We start from the raw sequence: 19,145 nt of genomic DNA, 5'->3' as shown, positions 1-19,145 counted from the left end.
TGACACATGTTTCTGTGTCACGGCCCGCGGCTCTTGTATCTGTGCGGTGGTACGCGGTCAGGCAGACTTCCTGCTGTCCCGCGGGTGCACGGCAATGTTCATGGCTCCGGAGCGCAGAACCGCCAGCCTCTCGGCCAGCACCTCTTCCAGCTCCTCGCGGGTGCGCCGCTCCATGAGCATGTCCCAGTGCGTACGCGCAGGCTTGCCCTTCTTCTCCTCGGGGCCATCCCCGTCCACCAGGAGTGCCGTGGCGCCGCACGCCTTGCACTCCCACTCCGCCGGAATTTCCGCCTCTACCGAGAACGGCATCTCAAATCGATGGCCGTTCGGGCATGCGTACTCCACCGCCTGGCGCGGGGCCAGATCGATGCCACGGTCCGTCTCGTAGCTGGTAACCACGAGTCGCGTACCGCGGAGAGCTCGCTCACTCATGAATCGTGCCTCCCGGGCTTGTCGCCCACAGGACAGGTGTCGCTGTCGTCGTCATCCGTTCAACGTCCGGTCGGCGGTAAAGATTCCCGTTGCCGGTCATGCGTCGCCCGTCGTGCCGCTGCTGTATCTGGGTTCGATTACCCATCAGTGCCCGGTTTGTCACCTGTGGGAGAAGTTGTCACCCATCGGTTCGGCTTCTTCCACTCGCAGTAACGGTCCGCCGGGCAGACCAAAGGCGTACACTACCGGCCTTTCACTTCGGCGTCTAAACCCGGTCCGGCACGGGGTTGCCCGCGGCGGCCACCGCGGCCCGTACGGGCACCCGCGCGAGCAGCACCGCACCCAGCGCGAAGAAGACCACCAGGGACAGGATCGCATCCCGGTAGCTGCCGGTCAGCTGGTAGCCGAGACCGAAGACCAGGGGCCCCAGCCAGCTGAGTCCCCGGTCGCTCATCTCGTACGCCGAGAAGTACTCCGCCTCCTTCCCGCGCGGAACCAGGTGCGAGAACAGCGAGCGCGAGAGCGCCTGGCTGCCGCCCAGCACCAGGCCGATCGCGGCCGCCAGACTGTAGAAGAACACGGGCGCGTCGGCGGGCAGCAGATAGGCGGCGGCGAGGATCAGGGTCCAGACGACCAGCGAGGCGAGAATCGTGCGCTTCGCTCCGTACACCCGGGCGAGCCGTCCCATCCCGAGCGCGCCCGCCACCGCGAGCACCTGGACCAGCAGCACAGCGGTGATCAGCGTCGTCTGGTCCAGCCCGAGCTCCTCGGAGCCGTACAGCGAGGCCTGCGAGATCACCGTCTGGATGCCGTCGTTGTACACGAGGTAGGCGAGCAGGAACGAGAGGGTGAGCGGGTGGCGGCGCATGTCGCGCAGGGTCGCCATCAGCTGCCGCCAGCCCGAGCCGACCGCCCCCTCACCCCCTGGCGGCACCCGCCGGTCACGCAGCCGCCGCAGCGGTACGAGCGTGAAGGCGCCCCACCACACACCGGCCGAGGCGAGGCAGATCCGGACCGCGTCGGACTCGGAGAGACCGAAGGACCCGTGGCCCGTGTACAGGACCAGATTCAGCACGAGGACGAGCGCCCCCGACGTGTACCCGAAGGCCCAGCCCCGCGAGGAGACCGCGTCCCGTTCCTCCGGTGCGGCGATCTGCGGCAGGTACGCGTTGTACAGGACCATCGACACGGAGATCGACGCGTTCGCCACGATCAGCAGGAACGCGCCCAGCAGATAGCGCTGGCCGTCCAGGAAGAACATGCAGGCCGTCGCCGTGGCACCCACGTAGGCGGCCACCGCGAGCAGCGGCTTCTTGCGCCCCGTGCGGTCGGCGGCGGCGCCCGCGATCGGCATCACGATCACGGCGACCAGGACCGAGGCCGAGACGGCGTACGCGAAGAGGGAGCCCGCCCGTACCGGTATGCCCAGCGGGTGGACGAAGCCCTCCGCGTCGGCGGCGGCCTTGGCTATCGACGTCAGATAGGGGCCGAGGAAGACCGTGAGGACGCTGGTCGAATAGACGGAACAGGCGAAGTCGTAGAAGTACCAGCCGCGTTGCTCGCGCCTGCGGTCGGCGTCCCCCGGGGGACGTTCTGCCGGGTCGGCCGTGTCTGCGGTACCGGTGCTCACGCCGAGTCCTCTCGTTCGTGCCGTGCGGACGCGGCCGGGCCCGGCGTCAGGCCCAGGCCCCCCGCTCGCTCAGCACCGTGCGCAGCGTCTCGATGTGATCGGTCATGATGCCATCCACCCCCAGGTCCAGGAGCGCGGCCATCCTGTCCGGTTCGTTGACCGTCCAGACATGGACCTGCAGACCACGCGCGTGTGCCGCGCGGACGAAGCGCCGGTCGACCACCCGGATCCCGTTCTGGCTCTCCGGGACCTGCGCGCACACCGCTCCCGCGCGCAGCGCCGCCGGGATCCCGTACGAGCGCAGCCGCAGGCCGAGCACGCCGCGCACCCCGAAGGAGGTGGCCAGACGCGGGCCCGCGAGGCGGTGCGCCCTGGCCACCCGCGCCTCGGAGAACGACCCCACGCACACCCGGTCCCAGGCGCCGGCCTTGCGGATCAGCTCGACGAGCGGGACGAGGGCGGGCTCCGCCTTGATGTCCACGTTCCACCGGGCGTCGGGGAACTCCTCCAGCAACTCCTCGAAGAGCGGCAGCGGTTCGCTGCCCGCCACCCTCGCCCGGCTCACCTCGCGCCACGGGAGCTCGGCTATCCGGCCCCCGGAGTCCGTGACCCGGTCCAGGGTCGGATCGTGGAACGCGACCAGGCGGCCGTCCGCGGTGGTGTGCACATCGGTCTCGAAGTACCGGTAACCCGCGCCGGCCGCCCGCCGGAAGGCGGCTGCCGTGTTCTCCAGCCCGTCCGCGGCCCCGCCGCGGTGGGCGAACGGGATCGTCGAGGGATGGTCCAGATAGGGATGGCGTCCGGAAGTCGCTGTGGTCACCGCCGAAGTATCGCCCCTCGCGGTGTCCGGCCGGCGACGTCCGGGGTGCCGCCGTCCGGCGCGGGGAGGGCGAAGACGCGCAGGAAGAACTGCGCGAGCGGGCCGATCGCCAGGGCGTACAGCACGGTGCCCACGCCGAGCGAACCACCGAGCACGAAACCGGTCGCCACCACGGCCACCTCGATCGCCGTGCGCACCAGCCTGATCGAACGCCCGGTCAGCCGGTTCAGGCCGGTCATCAGCCCGTCACGGGGCCCGGGGCCGAAGCGCGCGGAGATGTACAGCCCCGTGGCGACACCGTTGAGCACGATGCCCGCGGCCATCACCGGGATCTGCGCGCCGAGCCCGTGCACGTCCGGTACGAGGGCGAGGGTGCCGTCCATCGCGATGCCGACGGCGAAGACGTTGGAGACGGTGCCCAGGCCGGGGCGCTGCCTGATCGGTATCCACAGGAGCAGGACGACCGCCCCCACGATGATCGAGACGACACCGATGGAGATGCCGGTCCGCCCGGCGAGCCCCTGGTGCAGCACGCCCCACGGTTCGAGTCCGAGCCCGGCGCGGACCAGGAGCGCCGAGCTCGCCCCGTACAGGGCCAGGCCCACGTAGAGATGGGTCAGCCGCCGGGGGAGACGGTTCCCGCTCCGGGCGGTGGTGTCGGACAAGAGGTGCCCCCTGTGAGGTGGTGCCGGTGGACTGATGCGTGTCACTCTGTGGCAGGGGATTGGCTGCCAACTATGGCCAATCCGAGGAAGGTGGACTGATTTCCATGGCGCAGTGGACTTCGACGGTCGGTGCGGCACAGCTCGCCCGGCAGCTCCGGGCGCAACAGCGCCCCGTCGCGCCGGGCAGCCGCAAGCCGCCCGCCTACCGCGCCCTCGCCGACGGGGTGCGGCTGCTGGTGCTGGAGGGCCGGGTCCCCGTCGCCGCCCGGCTCCCCGCCGAACGGGAACTCGCGCTCGCCCTCTCGCTCAGCCGCACCACCGTCGCCGCGGCCTACGAGGCGCTGCGCGCGGAGGGCTTCCTGGAGTCCCGGCGCGGGGCCGGCAGCTGGACCGCCGTACCGGCGGGCAATCCGCTGCCCGCCCGCGGCCTCGAACCCCTGCCCCCGGAATCGCTCGGCTCGATGATCGACCTGGGCTGCGCCTCGCTGCCGGCCCCGGAACCGTGGCTGACCAGGGCCGTGCAGGGCGCTCTGGAGGAGCTGCCGCCGTACGCGCACACCCACGGCGACTACCCGGCCGGGCTGCCCGCGCTGCGGCAGATGATCGCCGACCGCCACACCGAACGCGGCATCCCCACGATGCCGGAGCAGATCATGGTCACCACCGGCGCGATGGGCGCCATGGACGCGATCTGCCACCTCTTCGCCGGGCGAGGCGAGCGCATCGCCGTCGAGTCCCCGAGCTACGCCAACATCCTCCAGCTGATGCGCGAGGCGGGCGCCAGACTCGTACCGGTGGCGATGGAGGAGGGGCTGGGCGGCTGGGACATGAACCGGTGGCGGCAGGTGCTGCGGGACGCCGCGCCCCGCCTGGCCTACGTCGTCGCGGACTTCCACAACCCGACCGGGGCACTGGCCGACGAACAGCGGCGCCGTGCCCTGGTCGAGGCCGCGCGCTCCGCGGGAACGGTCCTGGTGGTCGACGAGACCATGATCGAGCTCGATCTGGACGCCGGTGCCGACATGCCCCGCCGGGTCTGCGCCTTCGACCCGGCGGGAAGCACCGTCCTGACCGTGGGATCCGTGAGCAAGGCCTTCTGGGCCGGCATGCGGATCGGCTGGGTCCGGGCGGCCCCGGACGTCATCCGCAGCCTGGTCGCGGCACGCGCGTACGCCGACATGGGCACCCCCGTCCTGGAGCAGCTCGCCATCAACTGGCTGATGCGCACCGGCGGCTGGGAGCAGGCGGTGGCGGTCCGGCGCGAGCAGGCGCGGGAGAACAGGGACGACCTCGTACGGGCGGTGCGGCGGGAGCTTCCCGACTGGGAGTTCGAGGTGCCGCGCGGCGGCCTCACCCTCTGGGTGCGCACCGGCGGACTCTCCGGCTCGCGCCTCGCCGTCGCGGGCGAGCGGGTCGGCGTACGGGTCCCGTCAGGGCCCCGCTTCGGGGTCGACGGCGCCTTCGAGGGTTATGTGCGGCTGCCGTTCACCGTGGGCGGCCCGGTGGCGGAGGAGGCGGCGGTGCGCCTCGCCGCGGCCGCGGAGCTGGTCGGGTCGGGTGCGGGAGCGGGAGCCGAGGCGCCACGGACGTTCGTGGCCTGAGGCCCCGGCCCTCATCCCTCGGCGACGGCCGGCACGGTGACCAGCGGATCCCTGCGCACCGGCTCGGTGCTCCCGGCCTCCACCGGGGCGGCCGTGGCCGGTGCGCCGGGCAGCAGGTCGAGGACCGCCTGCCGGTGCGCCTCGCTCGTGGCGTCGTCGTACGGGTCAGGGGTGGCCGGCACCTGGAGGCGCAGCACCGGCCCGCTGCCGAGCCGGGTGTAGCCCCGGCCCGGGGGCACGTCCGGTGTCGGCGTGGTGTGCGGTGCGGTGCCCAGGACGGACTCGACCTCGTCGCCGGTGGCCGGGCCGAGGACGGCGCGTGCCCTGGTGTGCGTCCGTACGGTCTCGGTGAGGGCGTCCAGGCTGTCGAACTGGTCCGCGACGACGACCGTGACGCCGGCGGCCCGGCCGTGCCGCAGCGGCACCTGGAGCAGCTCCTGGGGGTCGGGCCTGCCGTCGGCCGCCGCCAGGTGCCCGAGCGCGCTCGGGCGGTCCAGCAGGAGCCAGAGGGGGCGCCTGATGTCCTCGGGTTCGGGGTGGCCGGCCTGGCGGGCCCGGTTGGCGGCGATGAGCCTCCGCTCGGTCTCGTGCGCGGCCCATTCGAGCGTCGCCAGGGCCCCGGCCAGGCCGCACTCCACGGCGAGAACGCCGTCGCGTCCGGTCAGGAAGCCGTACTCCCCGGTGCCGGCGCCCTCGACGACGAGGATGTCTCCGCCCTGGAGCGCCTGGAGGGCGAGGGAGCGCATCAGGGTCGTGGTGCCGCTGCCGGGATGCCCGACGGCCAGCAGGTGCGGCTCCGTCGACCGTGAGCCGGTGCGCCAGATCACCGGGGAGGCGTCACGCGTCGTGTCGCCGTCCCGCACGGGGACGGTGCGCCGCACCGCGTCGGCGTCGGTGAAGCCCAGCACGGTCTCCCCGGGGGCGGTGACGAAGCGCTGGGCGGCGATCGTGGTGGGGAGCGCGTCCAGGACGGTCATGAGGAGGTGGTTGTTCTCCTCGTCCCAGGCGAAGTGGTACTCGCGGCCCCGGCCCGACTTGGCGTGCAGCACCTGTTCGATGCGGGCCCGGCAGGAGGCCTCGCCGTCCGTGAAGTACGCCGGGTAGCGCACCTGGAGCCGGGTGAGACGGCCGTTGGCGTCGAAGGTGTACGAGGTGCCGAAGGCCTCCTCCCAGTCGCCGCCGTGGGAGAACAGCGGACCGGGATCACCGTCCGTGGAGAAGTGCGGCACCAGCGCCTCGTAGACAGCCCGGAGCCTGGCGGTCTCCGCCTCGTCGGGGCCGGTCTTCACGGCTGTCCGCTCCCGCCCCCTCCATGCGGCGGCGCCCATCACCGCGATCAGGGCCAGCAGGGGCCCGTACGGGATGAGCGCCACCACCAGTACGCAGGCCGCGACGAGGAACAGCACGTGCCCGCGCCGGTCCCTGGGCGTCGCGGCCCATTTCCGCCGTCCTGTTCCCGCCAGCAGCCGCAGTCCACGGGTGACCGTGATCAGCGGATGGAGGACGTCGGTGGCGCTGTCGGCGGCCGTGCGCGCGATCTCGCGACTGCGAGTGATCGATGCGCCGCCGCTGCTCAGAATGCGGGGAAGTGGTCGCCGGGCCACGTCGGTCTCCTGAAGGGGTGGGAGCGGTTGTGGAGCGTCAGAACTTGATCCCGCCCAGCATGCTGGCGAGGCTGGCCCCGCCGGCCGTGATGCTCGGCGCGATGGCGGTGCCGGCCAGATAGAAGCCGAACAGGGCGCAGATGAGGGCGTGGGACGCCTTGAGCCCGTCCTTCTTGAAGAACAGGAAGACGATGATGCCGAGCAGTACCACGCCCGAGATGGAGAGGATCATGAGCGGTTCTCCTGGTTGAAGGGGACAGTCACCATGAGTACTTCCAGGATCACAAGATGTATCTATACGATAAAAGGTGCAAATGAGTGAAAGGCTTGGGTTTTCACTCGATCGGTGGGCGAAAAGTGGTCGGCCGGGCCGAGGGGGCCGGGAATCGGCACCGGAACGCGGCCCTCCGGCCGTGATCTTCCGCCGCTTCCGGGCATGCTCAGGTCGGCTCTCCGGAGCAGTACTCTGTCGATTCACTCGTGCGGCCCCGCGCCGTACTCCCCACCAGGTCGGCAACGGCGACAACGGCTACGGAAGGCGGCCCGTCCGATGAGCGAACTCCCCGATCCCGAGGTGGTCGCACTGGCGGCCAAGGTCTTCGACCTGGCCCGCCGCGGCGAGACCGACACGCTCGCCGCCCACGTCGACGCGGGTGTCCCCGCGAACCTCACCAACGACCGGGGCGACTCGCTGCTGATGCTCGCCGCATACCACGGGCACGCCTCCGCCGTCACCGCCCTCGCCGGCCGCGGCGCCGACCCGGACCGGGCCAACGACCGGGGGCAGACCCCGCTCGCCGGAGCCGTCTTCAAGGGCGAGCGCGAGGTGATCGACGCACTGCTCGCCGCGGGCGCCGATCCGGCCGGCGGAACACCGTCCGCGGTGGACACCGCGCGCATGTTCGGTAAGGACGACCTGCTGGAACTCTTCGGTGTGCGCTGACTCACCCTCCTGGCCGCCGGCTGACCGGTGCGCCGTAAATGTGGTCGCGTCGGCGAAATGGCTGGGTCATCATGACGTCGCGGGTCCGCTCAGGACCACCGACGAGAGGCAGAGGAAGATGAGCACCAGGCAGAAGACGGCGGTCGGCCGATCATGTTGCTGCGCGGCCTAGTGCCCACCGGCACTCGGAACAGCACAGTCCCGGTTGCGTCGACAGCTTGATGTGAGGCTTTCCCCATGTTCGATCCGTTCATAGCGCCGAGCGGCACACTGCTCGGCCTGTTGCAGAGGGGCCGCGGCGACGGCACGCTCCACGCTCTCGCCGCACCGCGCCCCGAGGCCCTCGCGGCCCTCAACCACTGCGTCCTGAGCGATCCGCGTCACGACTGGCAGGTCGAGAACCGCTCCCTCTACTACGCACGTCTGTACCTCGACCTCGACGGCGGTACGGAAGAGATCGAGCGCCACCTCTGGGACCCCGAGGACCACCTCGACACCGAGGACTCACGCACGGGCCTGGCCCTCGCGGTCCTCGGCCACCTCGCCTCGTACGGCCGCGACGACGCCCTCGCACTCCTGCGGCGGTACGCCGCCACCGGGTCCAACTGGGCCTGGGCGCTCGACGAGCTCGCCCTGCGCGACGACGACGCCGGGCTGCGCTCCCTCGCCGAGCAGGTGCTCGGCCGGTTCCCCGACGGCCCGGAGGGCACCGCCGAGCTGGCGGCCGCCGTGCGGGACGCCTTCGAACCGCGCCCCTGGCGGCTGTGGGCCGACGACCCGCGCGAGAGCGTCGGCGCCCGGGTCAGGGCGGCGCGCGAGCAGGGCTCCTTCGACCGATGGCAGCGTCAGATGCGGCCCGGCGGCCCCCGCCCGGGCTGGAGCGTCCAGGCCGTGTTCGACTGGGCCCAGCAGGGACTGGAGCGCGGCAGCGCCCTTCACGTACCCGCCGCCCGCTGCCTCGCCGCCGTCGCGGGAGCCGAGGACCGCCCCGCGATCGTCGACGCCGCCCGCGGCGGCCCCGAGGGCGCGCGCTGTGTGGCTCTGCACTATCTCGCCGAGGCCCGGGACCCCGCCGTACTCGACCTGATCGAACAGGCCGCCTCGGGACCGTCCCCCACCGTCGCCGAAGTGGCCGTGGCCGCCTTCGAGCGCATGTGCGGGGACGAGGCCGTGGACCGGGCCCGGGGCTGGGCGCACCGGCCCGACGCCCTCGGGGCGTCGGCGGCGGGCGTGCTCGCCTGCCGCGGCGCCGCACAGGACGCCCCGCTCGTCCTCGCCGCCCTGCGCGAGGCCGTCCGCGGCGACGGCCCCGACGCCCAGCGGCTGTGGACCCTCGTCGACGGCACCGGCCGCCTCGGCATCGCCTGCGCCGCCCCCGTCCTGCGCCACGTCTACCGGGAGACGTCCTCCTCGCACCTGCGCGGACGGGCCGCCCGCGCCCTGGCGGCCACCGACCCGTCCTTCGCCACCGGCTTCGCCGTCGAATGCCTGTGGGACTGCGAGGAGACCACCCGCGAGCTGGCGGCCCTCCACGCGGAGACCGGGGACATCCGGGTCGCCGAACGCCTGCGCCGGCTCGCCGCCGACCCGGCCGAGGAGGCCGAGGTGCAGACGGCGGTACGCAGCAGGATCGGGCCCGACGCGCCCGCCGTCTGACCCGGCCCGCCCGCCGTAGGCGCCCGGCGCGCGAGAGGGCCCGGAATCCGGGACGCCGCGCGCCGGGGGCGCGCGGCTCAAACGCTCACGGGACGTTCCCCGGGCGGAAAGATCCAAGTCGGCGGAGTCACTCCCGGCGGGGTGACAACACGGTTATGCGTGTCGTCATCGTCACCGAGTCCTTCCCGCCCGACGTCAACGGTGTGGCCCACTGCACCCTGCAGACCGCACGGCACCTCGTCGCCCGCGGCCACGAGCCCCTCGTCATCGCCCCGGCCACGGCCGGGGCAACGGCCTCCGCCTCCGCCTCCAACGATCCCGCGTACGCCGGAGCACCCTGCCCCGTGGTGCGCGTCCCCTCCCTCCCCCTGCCCGGCTATCCGCAGGTCCGCGTGGCCCTGCCCAGCCGACGGCTCGCCGCCGCGCTCACCGGGCACCGCGCCGAACTCGTCCACCTCGCGGGCCCGTTCGTCCTCGGGGTGCGGGGCATGGCCGTGGCCACCCGGCTCGGACTCCCGGCCGTGGCCGTCTACCAGACCGACCTGGCTGGCTACGCCCGCACCTATCTGGGCACCGGCCAGAGCGCCGCCTGGCGCCGCATGCGTGCCGTGCACAGCGCCGCGGACCGCACCCTCGCCCCCTCCTCCGCCGCCCTGCGCGACCTCACCGAACACGGCGTGCCCCGGGTACGCCTGTGGCCGCGCGGCGTCGACACCGCCCGGTTCCGTCCCGGGCTGCGCGACGAGGCCCTGCGCCGTGAGCTCGCGCCCGGCGGGGAGAAGGTCGTCGGTTACGTGGGACGGCTGGCTCCGGAGAAGCACGTCGAACTCCTCGCCGGTGCCTGCGCGCTGCCGGGCGTGAAGGTCGTGGTCGTCGGCGACGGGCCCAGCGAGGCCACGCTGCGCGCCGCCCTCCCGGGCGCCGTCTTCCTGGGACGGCGAACGGGGGACGAACTCGCCCGGATCTTCGCCTCCCTGGACGTGTTCGTGCACACCGGCCCGTACGAGACCTTCTGCCAGACCGTGCAGGAGGCCATGGCCTCCGGCATCCCGGTGGTCGCCCCCGCGGCGGGCGGTCCGCTCGACCTCGTCGACCCCGGGCGCACCGGAATTCTGGTGCCGCCGCACGACGCGGCGGCCGTACGGGACGCCGTCGGCGCGCTCGTCGCCGACCCGGCCAGGGCCGAGGACTACGGCAGGACCGCCCGCGCCACGGTCGAGGGGCGCACCTGGGAAGCCGTCGGGGACCAGCTCCTGGGCCACTACGACGAGGTCCTGGGCGGCCGGACGGCGGTGGCCGCGTGAATGCGCCCGTGAACGGCCGGGCGGACGGTCCGGCGGACGGCCTCAGGATCGTACGGCTGGCGAACTTCGTCACCCCGGCCTCCGGCGGCCTGCGCACCGCCCTGGACGAGCTCGGCCGCGGCTACGCGGTGGCCGGGCACGAGCCCGTGCTCGTCGTCCCCGGGGCCGCCGCGAGCGACGACCGCACCCCACAGGGCCGCGTGCTCACACTGCCCGGCCCGGTGCTGCCGGGCAGCGGCGGCTACCGCGTCCTGACCGACCGCCGGAGACTGCGCCGCCTCCTTCAGGAGCTGCGCCCCGACCGGCTCGAGGTGTCCGACCGGACCACACTGCGCTGGACGGGGGAGTGGGCGCGCCGCGCCAGGGTGCCCGCCGTCATGGTGTCCCACGAGACGGCCGACGGCGTCCTGCGCACCTGGGGGTGCCCCGGGCGGCGGCGGGACGGGCCGCCGACCGGCTCAACGCCCGCAGCGCCCATGCCTACGCCCGGATCGTGTGCACCACGGAATGGGCGGAGCGCGAATTCGTACGCATCGGCGTGCGCAACGTGGTGCGCGCCCCGCTCGGCGTGGATCTGCGGCAGTGCCGGCCGCAGTGCCGCAGTACGGAGCTGCGCGCCCGGCATCTGTGCGGCGAGGACGTGCTGCTGCTGCTCGGCTCACGGCTCTCCGTGGAGAAGCGGCCCGGGCGGGCGCTGGACGCACTGGCGGCGCTGCGGCGGCAAGGGGTGCGTGCGGCGCTGGTCGTGGCGGGCGACGGACCGCTGAGGGCGGGGCTGGAGGCCAGGGCGCGGGCGGAGCGGCTGCCGGTCGCGTTCCTGGGCCATGTGCGCGACCGTGCGCGGATGGCGGCCCTCCAGGCCACGGCGGACCTCTGCCTGGCACCGGGCCCCGCGGAGACCTTCGGGCTCTCGGCGCTGGAGGCCCTCGCCTGCGGCACCCCGGTCGTGGCGAGCGGGAGCTCCGCGCTGCCGGAGGTGATCGGTGGCGCCGGGCTGGCCGCCGCGGACACGGGCGAGGCGTTCGCCGCCGCGGCACGGGAGCTGCTGGCACGGCCGGAGCCGGAACGCCGGGCGGTGGCGCGGGCCCGGGCCGAACTCTTCGGCTGGGACCGCTCGGTGGCCGCCTTCCTCGCGGCCCACGACGCCCCCGGACGGCGTGGCGCCCCGGCGGCCCGGCCCCGGGCGGGGCGGTCATGAGCGGCGCGGCGGGGGCCCGCGCCACGGCCGGCCCCACGGCGCCGGCGAACCGTCCACCGGCTCGTACGCACGTGAGGTTCGCCGCGCTCGGGGACTCGCTGACCGAGGGCATCGGAGATCCGGTCCCCGGCGGCCGGCGCGGCTGGGCCGCCCTGCTCGCCCCGGGCCTCGGCGCCGGGGAACAACAGGTGGACTTCCGCAACTTCGCCGTCGCGGGAGCCCTGTCCGGGGACGTCCGCGAGCACCAGGCGGCCGACGCGGCGGCGTTCCGCCCCGACATCGCCTCGGTCGTCGTCGGTGTCAACGACACCCTGCGCCGGACGTTCGACATCCGGAGCCTCGCCGCCCGGCTCGACGAGGTCTGCGCACTCCTGGCCGGGGGCGGAGCGGTACTCCTGACGGCATGCCTCCCGGACCCCGGCACGGCACTGGGGCTCCCGGGTCCGCTGCGCCTGCCCCTGGCCCGGCGGCAGCGGGCCGTGAACGCCGTGGTCCACGCCCTGTCCGACCGCTACGACGCCGTCCACCTGCACGCCTCGGACCGGTCCTGGGTCGAGGACCGCTCGCTCTGGAGCGTGGACCGCCTCCATCCGGCCGAGCGGGGGCACCGGAGGCTGGCCGCCGGCTTCCACCGGCTCCTCGCCGAGCGGGGGCTGGCCCCGGGCCCGTCGCCCGGCCTGGAACCGCGGCAGCCACCGCCGACCCGCGCCGCCACCGTCCTGTGGCTGGCCACCGAGGGCACCGGCTGGCTGGCCCGCCGGAGCAGCGACCTGCTGCCCCAGCTCCTGGGCCTCGCGGCGGAGGAGGTCTCCCACCGGGCACGCGGTACCACCGGCCGGCTGGACGCACGGGCCGAACAGGGGCTCGTCGAGGCCCTGGCCGACCTCACGCACACGCCCTTTCTGCGCGGGTTCGTCCCCCGCGCCAGAATGGAGGGATGACCGGACGCTGGGAGTTCTGGATCGACCGCGGCGGCACCTTCACGGACGTGGTGGGTCGCGACCCCGGCGGGCACCTGGTCACCCGCAAACTCCTCTCCCACGACCCGGACCGCTACCGCGACGCCGCCGTCGCCGGCATCCGGATGCTGCTCGGCCTCGGCCCCCGCGACCCGGTCCCCGCCGACCGGGTCGCGGGCGTCAAGATGGGCACCACCGTCGCCACCAACGCCCTCCTGGAACGGCGGGGCGAGCCGACCGTCCTCGTCATCACCGAAGGCTTCCGGGACGCCCTGCGGATCGCGTACCAGAACCGCCCGCGCCTCTTCGACCGCCGCATCCTGCTCCCCGAGGCCGTCTACGACCGGGTGATCGAGGTCCCGGAACGGATCGACGCGCAGGGCAGGACCGTGAAACCCCTCGACCGCACCGCCGTCGCACGACGGCTCGGCGAGGCCTGGGCGCAGGGGATCCGCAGCGCCGCGATCGTCCTCATGCACGGCTACCGCCACCCCGGACACGAGAGGACCGTCGCCGAGGCGGCCCGGGAAGCGGGCTTCACCCAGGTCAGCTGCTCGCACGAGGTCAGCCCGCTGATCAGGCTCGTACCGCGCGGCGACACCACCGTCGTCGACGCCTACCTCTCACCGATCCTGCGCCGGTACGTCGAGGAGGTGGCCGCCGAACTGAGCGGTATCCGCCTGATGTTCATGCAGTCCAACGGCGGACTCCGGGAGGCCGCCCACTTCCGCGGCAAGGACGCGGTGCTCTCCGGACCCGCCGGGGGAGTCGTCGGCATGGTGCGCACGTCCGGACAGGCGGGCCACGACCGGGTCATCGGCTTCGACATGGGCGGCACCTCCACCGACGTGTCCCACTACGCCGGAGAGTTCGAGAGGGAACTCGGCACCCAGGTGGCCGGTGTACGGATGCGCGCGCCCATGATGAGCATCCACACCGTCGCAGCCGGAGGCGGATCGGTCCTGCACTTCGACGGCCGGCGCTACCGGGTGGGCCCCGACTCGGCCGGCGCCGACCCCGGACCCGCCTGCTACCGCCGGGGCGGCCCGCTCACCGTCACCGACGCCAACGTGATGCTGGGCCGGATCCGCCCCGCCCACTTCCCGGCCGTCTTCGGGCCGGACGGCGACCTGCCGCTCGACGAGGACACCGTCCGCGAACGCTTCGAGGCACTGGCCCGCGAGGTGGCCACCGCCACCGGACAGCACCGCACCGCCGCGGAGACCGCCGCGGGCTTCCTGGAGATCGCCGTGCTCAACATGGCGAACGCCGTCAAGAAGATCTCCGTCCAGCGCGGCCACGACATCACCCGGTACGCGCTCACCAGCTTCGGCGGAGCGGGCGGCCAGCACGCCTGCGCCGTCGCCGACGCCCTGGGCATCGGCACCGTCCTCGTACCGCCGCTCGCCGGCGTCCTCTCCGCGTACGGCATCGGTCTCGCCGACGCCACCGCCATGCGCGAGCAGTCCGTCGAGGCCGAACTGCACGAGGAGACCAGGACCCGGGTGGGCGAGCTCTGCGACGACCTGGCGGAACGCACCCGGGCCGAACTCCGCGCCGACCGGATCCCCGACCCGGCCATCGGCACCCGGGCCCGCGTCCTCCTGCGCTACGCGGGCACGGACGCGAGCCTGCCCGTCGGCCTCGGCACGGTCGCCGCCATGACCGACGCGTTCACGGCCGCCCACCGGACCCGCTACGGATTCACCATGGACAAGCCCCTCGTGGCCGAGGCGGTCACCGTGGAGGCGACCGGGAAGGCGGGGCCGCACGCACCCCACCGGGCCGGCGGGGCATCCGGCGACGGCACGCCGCCCGAACCCCTCGCAACCGTCCGGACGTTCACCGGGGGCCGCTGGCAGGACACCGGGCTGCACCGACGGGGAGAGCTGCGCCCGGAGGACACCGTGACCGGTCCGGCCGTCGTCGCCGAGGACGACGCCACCACCGTCGTCGACCCCGGCTGGCAGGCCACCGCCGGGCCCGCCGGCCACCTCGTACTGCACCGGGTGAGCCCCCGGCCCGGGCGGACCGCCGTCGGCACCCGGGTCGACCCCGTCATGCTGGAGGTGTTCAACAACCTCTTCATGTCGATCGCCGAACAGATGGGCGTACGGCTGGAGAGCACCGCCCACTCCGTCAACATCAAGGAGCGGCTGGACTTCTCCTGCGCGCTGTTCGACGCGGACGGCAACCTCGTGGCCAACGCCCCGCACATCCCCGTGCACCTCGGGTCGATGGGGGAGTCCATCAAGGAGGTGCTGCGGCGCAACGCGGACGCGCTGCGCCCCGGAGACGTCTACGCAGTCAACGACCCCTACCACGGCGGCACCCACCTGCCCGACGTCACCGTCGTGACACCCGTGTTCGACGAACCGGAGGACGGGCAGGAGCCCCGGCTGCGCTTCCTGGTGGCGTCCCGCGGCCACCACGCCGAGATCGGTGGGATCACCCCCGGGTCCATGCCCGCCTTCAGCCGCACCATCCACGAGGAGGGCGTGCTGTTCGACAACTGGCTTCTGGTGCGCGACGGGGAACTCCGCGAGGCCGAGACCTGGGAACTGCTCACCACCGCCGCGTACCCCTCACGCGACCCCGGCACCAACCTGGCCGACCTGCGCGCCCAGATCGCCGCGAACGAGAAGGGCATCGCGGAACTGCGGCGCATGACCGGCCAGTTCGGGCAGGACGTCGTCGAGGCGTACATGGGCCACGTCCAGGACAACGCGGAGGAGTCCGTACGCCGGATCGTGGCCGGCCTCGACGACGGCACCTGCCGCTACGAGACCGACAACGGGGCGGTCATCGAGGTGACGGTGACCGTGGACCGCACCGCACGGAGCGCCGTCCTCGACTTCGCCGGAACCTCAGCGCAGCAGCCCGGCAACTTCAACGCCCCGAAATCCGTGGTCATGGCAGCCGTCCTGTACGTCTTCAGGACACTCGTCGCCGAGGACATCCCGCTCAACAGCGGCTGCCTGAAACCCCTGGACATCCGCGTCCCGGAAGGATCCATGCTGGCACCCGTCCACCCGGCGGCCACCGTCGCCGGCAACGTGGAGACCTCCCAGGCCGTCACCGGCGCCCTCTACGCGGCGCTCGGCGTGCAGGCGGAGGGATCGGGAACGATGAACAACCTCACCTTCGGCAACGACCGCGTCCAGTACTACGAGACGGTCGCGAGCGGATCCGGCGCCGGTGACGGATTCGACGGCACGGACGCCGTACAGACCCATATGACCAACTCCCGGCTCACCGACCCCGAGATCCTGGAACTCCGCTACCCGGTGCTTCTGGAGAGCTTCGGCGTACGCCCGGACAGCGGCGGCACCGGCCGGTGGCACGGCGGGCGAGGGACCGAGCGCAGGATCCGCTTCCTGGAACCCGTCACCGTCGCCCTGCTCTCCGGACACCGCCGCGTGGCCCCGTACGGCATGGCGGGCGGCGGACCCGGGGCGCTGGGCGACCAGCACGTCGAACGGGCAGACGGGACCGTCACCCCGCTGAACGGCTGCGACACCGCCGACCTGGACACCGGGGACGTGCTGGTGCTGCGCACCCCGGGCGGAGGCGGCTACGGAGCGCCGTAGACGGTCGCTTCTGCGCCGTTTCGACCGTTGTCGGTGTGAGGACCTAATCTGTTCAGCGTGACTTCGCCTGCCGACACCGACACCGCTGCGCCCCAGCTCAGCGCGGGGCCGCGGCCCGCCCCGGGCCCCGCCGCCGACGAGGGGCTCTCGCGTCGGCTGCGCGCGCTCGCCTGCACCGCCCCGTTGCACGACCTCGACGTCCGCAAGGCGAATCTGGCCGGCGAGTACACGGTCTACGCGATGGCCGAGGTCGCCCTCGCCGCGATCGACCTGGTCACGCTCAACATGGACTTCGACACCGGCGCCGACCACGACCAGATAGTGGCCAGACTCCTCCCGCGGGTCGGCGCCCAGGCCCCCCGCCGCCCCGTCACCGAGCACGAGCGCGTCGCCCGCTGGGTGCTGGAGAACCTGATCAACGTCGGCAGCGTGGACCGCGGCTTCCGCGCCGTCTACGGCACCTTCGGCGCCGACGGCGTGTACGTCCGCAGGGACTACGACTTCAAGCTCATCGAAGAGGTCCCCGGCCACGGCGGCACCGTCTACCTCCGCGCCACCGACGAAGCGGTCAACGTCCTCGTCGGCGCGCTGGACACCGACGTCACCAGCGCGCAGATCGCCGCCGAGGTGAAGCTGGAGGTCCTCATCAGCCGGGGCCGCCTCGCCGACGCCCAGCTCGCCGCCGAACAGGCCCGCTACCGGACCGTCCAGTACGCGGAGACGCTCCGCAGGACGCTGGAGGCCACCCGGCGCAACGTCCGCGCCGTCGACTGGCTCAACGCCGTACCGGACATGATCACCGAGGCGCTGGACCACGTCGCCGACCGCTACCGCCACGAGAACGCGATCCTCACCAACATCCGCAAGGCCAGGGACGAGGCGGAGGAGCCCGAGCACAAGCGGCGCGCCGCCGAGCTCGTCGACATCGTGAAGGACTGCATCCGCCGCCACACCCAGCTGCAGTCCAGGCTGCTGGAGGCCGGCCCCCTCTTCCGCGCCGAACAGGACCGGCAGGCGTTCGCAGCCCCCACCGCACGGGTGGGACTCGACCTGTACGGACAGCTCGTCGTGCCCGTGCTGCCGCTCCCCGTCGAGCAGGCCACCCGGGTCACCGACGCCTTCTTCGCGCACGGCACCGGGCTGCGCACCCCCACCTCGGTCCGGGTAGGCGACCTCGTCGAGATGCTGCTGACGCCGCCGGTGGAGCGGGAGCACCTCGGCGCCGAGATGCCCGAACCCGACCTCATCGCCACCCCGGACGACAGCAGGTTCAGCGAGGAGCAGCTCGCGAGCGCCATGGAACTGCTCGACCTGGAGCACGACGCGCCCCGCCGGCTCTCCGGACTCCTCGCCGAGGCCCGGCTCCGCGACACCGAGCTGCCCTACCTCGTCGCACTGCTCGCGGTCCACGCGGCGAGCCCGCCGGTCGGCACCGCCTACCGGCAGGGCGAGCGCAGGCTGCTGTTCGCCGTCGACGACGGAACGATCCTGGAGGACCCGGAATTCGGCGGGGCCGACCTGATAGTGGGCATGGCCCTGCTGGACGCGGCGGGCATGGCCGCGGACCGGAAAGACGCGTCGTGAACGCCTGCGGGCCGGAGGCACGCGGCCTGACCACATCGCGCACCGGCCTGCGAGGACGCGTCGTGAACCCCTGCGGGCCGGCCCACGTGGGCGCGTCGTCGGCGTCCCGGGAACCGGCCCCGCACACGTCCCCGGGCCCGCCGGCCGGACACCCCCAGCCGCGCCGAGAGCGCCGCACCCGCACCGAGGAGCCACCGAGTTGAGCGAGCAGCACGCCGAGCACACCGACGCGTGGGGCGATCCGTACCCCGCCCGCGCGGCCGACACCGCGCCGCCGGCCGCTCCCGCCGCCGTCACCCCGGCGGACGCGGCGGACGCGGCCCGGCTGGTCTCCTTCGGGCTGCAGCCCAAGCTGCTGCCCGCACGCGACGCCGAATACGCGGAACTGCTCCGCCGCTACCGGGAGGAGCCCGCCTTCGCCCGGCTCGCCGACGCCGTGGCCACCGGGCTCGGACTCATCGTCCTGGAGGTCTCCACCCGCGCCGGCATGGCAGTGACCGCGGGCGAGGACTCGGTCTTCGCCGTACGCATGGGCGACTACGCCCGGCGCGCCTCGTCCGACGCGGCCGACCGCTTCCTGCACGGCCTCGCCCACCTCGCCGTGGCCGCCATGGCCTTCCCCCGCCCCGAGGACCTCGCCGACGACGCCTACATCGGCCGCATCACCGTCAACGGGGTCGACGCCTTCGTGCGCCACGCCTGCAACCGGCTGGAGGAGCGCGCCGAGGAACAGGGCGACAACACCGACCCTGCCACCGACGCCCCGGGACTGGAGTCCGGCTGGCGGATATACGCCCGGCGCAGTGCCACCGGAGCGACCAAGGACGCCCGCCGGCTCGCCGGATCCACCACCGGCATCATCGGCAAGGCCGTCGCCTTCCTCACCGAATCGGGCTTCCTCCAGCGCACCGGCGACGACGCGGGCGGCACCTACCGCACCACCGCCCGCTACCAGCTCCAGGTACGCGACATGGCGGGCAGCGCGGCCATGGCCGAGCTGCTGGAGCTCGGCGTCGTCCCCGTCACGGACGGATCGGCCACCCTGCTGCCCCCGCCCGACCCCGACAGCCTGGAGCTGGCCGCCGACGCGGGCCTGCCCTTCCACTCCTGACCCGCCGGGCCCACGCCCGCCCGCCGCCCCACCCGCTGCCTGAACGAC

At 73.4% G+C, this 19,145-nt stretch carries 14 protein-coding genes and 1 pseudogene; 9 read left to right on the top strand and 6 right to left on the bottom strand.

Annotated features, from left to right (window positions below; genetic code table 11):
* Nucleotides 1-57 precede the first annotated feature (57 nt).
* The 4 genes from ACFWVP_RS33220 to ACFWVP_RS33205 form a co-directional block, all read right to left on the bottom strand.
* Nucleotides 58-432 (bottom strand): RNA polymerase-binding protein RbpA, encoded by a 375-nt coding sequence (locus ACFWVP_RS33220; RefSeq protein ID WP_078598328.1) that lies wholly within the window; start codon nt 430-432, stop codon nt 58-60.
* A gap of 265 nt (nt 433-697) precedes the next feature.
* Nucleotides 698-2,062, bottom strand: a complete 1,365-nt coding sequence (locus ACFWVP_RS33215; RefSeq protein WP_384501715.1) for an MFS transporter — start codon at nt 2,060-2,062, stop codon at nt 698-700.
* 46 nt (nt 2,063-2,108) lie between these two features.
* Nucleotides 2,109-2,882 (bottom strand): glycerophosphodiester phosphodiesterase family protein, encoded by a 774-nt coding sequence (locus ACFWVP_RS33210; protein ID WP_384501714.1) that lies wholly within the window; start codon nt 2,880-2,882, stop codon nt 2,109-2,111.
* Nucleotides 2,879-3,547, bottom strand: coding sequence for a YitT family protein (locus ACFWVP_RS33205; protein ID WP_384501713.1), 669 nt, complete (start codon nt 3,545-3,547; stop codon nt 2,879-2,881). The genes ACFWVP_RS33210 and ACFWVP_RS33205 overlap by 4 nt, the downstream gene beginning before the upstream one ends.
* Before the next feature lie 104 nt (nt 3,548-3,651).
* Here ACFWVP_RS33205 and ACFWVP_RS33200 point away from each other — a divergent pair, with 104 nt between their 5' ends.
* Nucleotides 3,652-5,148: a PLP-dependent aminotransferase family protein gene (locus ACFWVP_RS33200; RefSeq protein WP_384501712.1), complete on the top strand. Its 1,497-nt coding sequence runs from the start codon at nt 3,652-3,654 to the stop codon at nt 5,146-5,148.
* 11 nt (nt 5,149-5,159) lie between these two features.
* Here ACFWVP_RS33200 and ACFWVP_RS33195 read toward each other — a convergent pair whose 3' ends face one another.
* Together ACFWVP_RS33195 and ACFWVP_RS33190 are read right to left on the bottom strand one after the other, a co-directional pair.
* A complete protein-coding gene (locus tag ACFWVP_RS33195) occupies nt 5,160-6,752 on the bottom strand; it encodes a hypothetical protein (protein WP_384501711.1) in 1,593 nt (530 codons plus the stop codon).
* Nucleotides 6,753-6,789: 37 nt separating this feature from the next.
* Nucleotides 6,790-6,984 carry a hypothetical protein gene (locus tag ACFWVP_RS33190; protein ID WP_014044751.1) on the bottom strand — a complete coding sequence of 65 codons (195 nt, stop codon included), beginning with the start codon at nt 6,982-6,984 and terminating at the stop codon, nt 6,790-6,792.
* Between the two features lie 318 nt (nt 6,985-7,302).
* Between ACFWVP_RS33190 and ACFWVP_RS33185 the strand changes: the two genes are divergently transcribed.
* From ACFWVP_RS33185 to ACFWVP_RS33150, 8 genes and pseudogenes are all read left to right on the top strand, one after another.
* A complete protein-coding gene (locus ACFWVP_RS33185) occupies nt 7,303-7,695 on the top strand; it encodes an ankyrin repeat domain-containing protein (RefSeq protein WP_384501710.1) in 393 nt (130 codons plus the stop codon).
* Between the two features lie 237 nt (nt 7,696-7,932).
* Nucleotides 7,933-9,351, top strand: coding sequence for a HEAT repeat domain-containing protein (locus ACFWVP_RS33180; protein WP_384501709.1), 1,419 nt, complete (start codon nt 7,933-7,935; stop codon nt 9,349-9,351).
* 155 nt (nt 9,352-9,506) lie between these two features.
* On the top strand, nt 9,507-10,655 hold the full coding sequence (locus tag ACFWVP_RS33175; RefSeq protein WP_384501708.1) for a glycosyltransferase family 4 protein: 1,149 nt from the start codon (nt 9,507-9,509) through the stop codon (nt 10,653-10,655).
* A pseudogene (locus ACFWVP_RS33170) lies at nt 10,652-11,853 on the top strand (glycosyltransferase). Before ACFWVP_RS33175 ends, ACFWVP_RS33170 begins: the two are co-directional and overlap by 4 nt.
* Nucleotides 11,854-11,924: 71 nt before the next feature.
* A complete protein-coding gene (locus tag ACFWVP_RS33165; RefSeq protein ID WP_384501707.1) occupies nt 11,925-12,794 on the top strand; it encodes an SGNH/GDSL hydrolase family protein in 870 nt (289 codons plus the stop codon).
* Entirely contained in the window at nt 12,791-16,402 is a 3,612-nt protein-coding gene (locus ACFWVP_RS33160; protein ID WP_384501706.1) for a hydantoinase B/oxoprolinase family protein, read from the top strand. The genes ACFWVP_RS33165 and ACFWVP_RS33160 overlap by 4 nt, the downstream gene beginning before the upstream one ends.
* Before the next feature lie 57 nt (nt 16,403-16,459).
* Nucleotides 16,460-17,986: a hypothetical protein gene (locus ACFWVP_RS33155; RefSeq protein WP_384501705.1), complete on the top strand. Its 1,527-nt coding sequence runs from the start codon at nt 16,460-16,462 to the stop codon at nt 17,984-17,986.
* Between the two features lie 199 nt (nt 17,987-18,185).
* Nucleotides 18,186-19,097: a hypothetical protein gene (locus ACFWVP_RS33150; RefSeq protein ID WP_384501704.1), complete on the top strand. Its 912-nt coding sequence runs from the start codon at nt 18,186-18,188 to the stop codon at nt 19,095-19,097.
* Nucleotides 19,098-19,145: the final 48 nt, after the last annotated feature.

This window comes from Streptomyces sp. NPDC058637 (assembly GCF_042717325.1).
Taxonomy (GTDB): domain Bacteria; phylum Actinomycetota; class Actinomycetes; order Streptomycetales; family Streptomycetaceae; genus Streptomyces.
The sequence above is the reverse complement of the archived record's forward strand: the minus strand, read 5'-3'. Positions and strand labels throughout refer to the sequence as shown.

Bases quoted from the DNA above. Each gene is read 5' to 3' on its own strand.
- ACFWVP_RS33180 (WP_384501709.1), top strand. From the start codon at position 7,933: ATGTTCGATCCGTTCATAGCGCCGAGCGGCACACTGCTCGGCCTGTTG.
- ACFWVP_RS33220 (WP_078598328.1), bottom strand. From the start codon at position 432: ATGAGTGAGCGAGCTCTCCGCGGTACGCGACTCGTGGTTACCAGCTAC.
- ACFWVP_RS33175 (WP_384501708.1), top strand. From the start codon at position 9,507: ATGCGTGTCGTCATCGTCACCGAGTCCTTCCCGCCCGACGTCAACGGT.
- ACFWVP_RS33190 (WP_014044751.1), bottom strand. From the start codon at position 6,984: ATGATCCTCTCCATCTCGGGCGTGGTACTGCTCGGCATCATCGTCTTC.
- ACFWVP_RS33185 (WP_384501710.1), top strand. From the start codon at position 7,303: ATGAGCGAACTCCCCGATCCCGAGGTGGTCGCACTGGCGGCCAAGGTC.
- ACFWVP_RS33160 (WP_384501706.1), top strand. From the start codon at position 12,791: ATGACCGGACGCTGGGAGTTCTGGATCGACCGCGGCGGCACCTTCACG.
- ACFWVP_RS33200 (WP_384501712.1), top strand. From the start codon at position 3,652: ATGGCGCAGTGGACTTCGACGGTCGGTGCGGCACAGCTCGCCCGGCAG.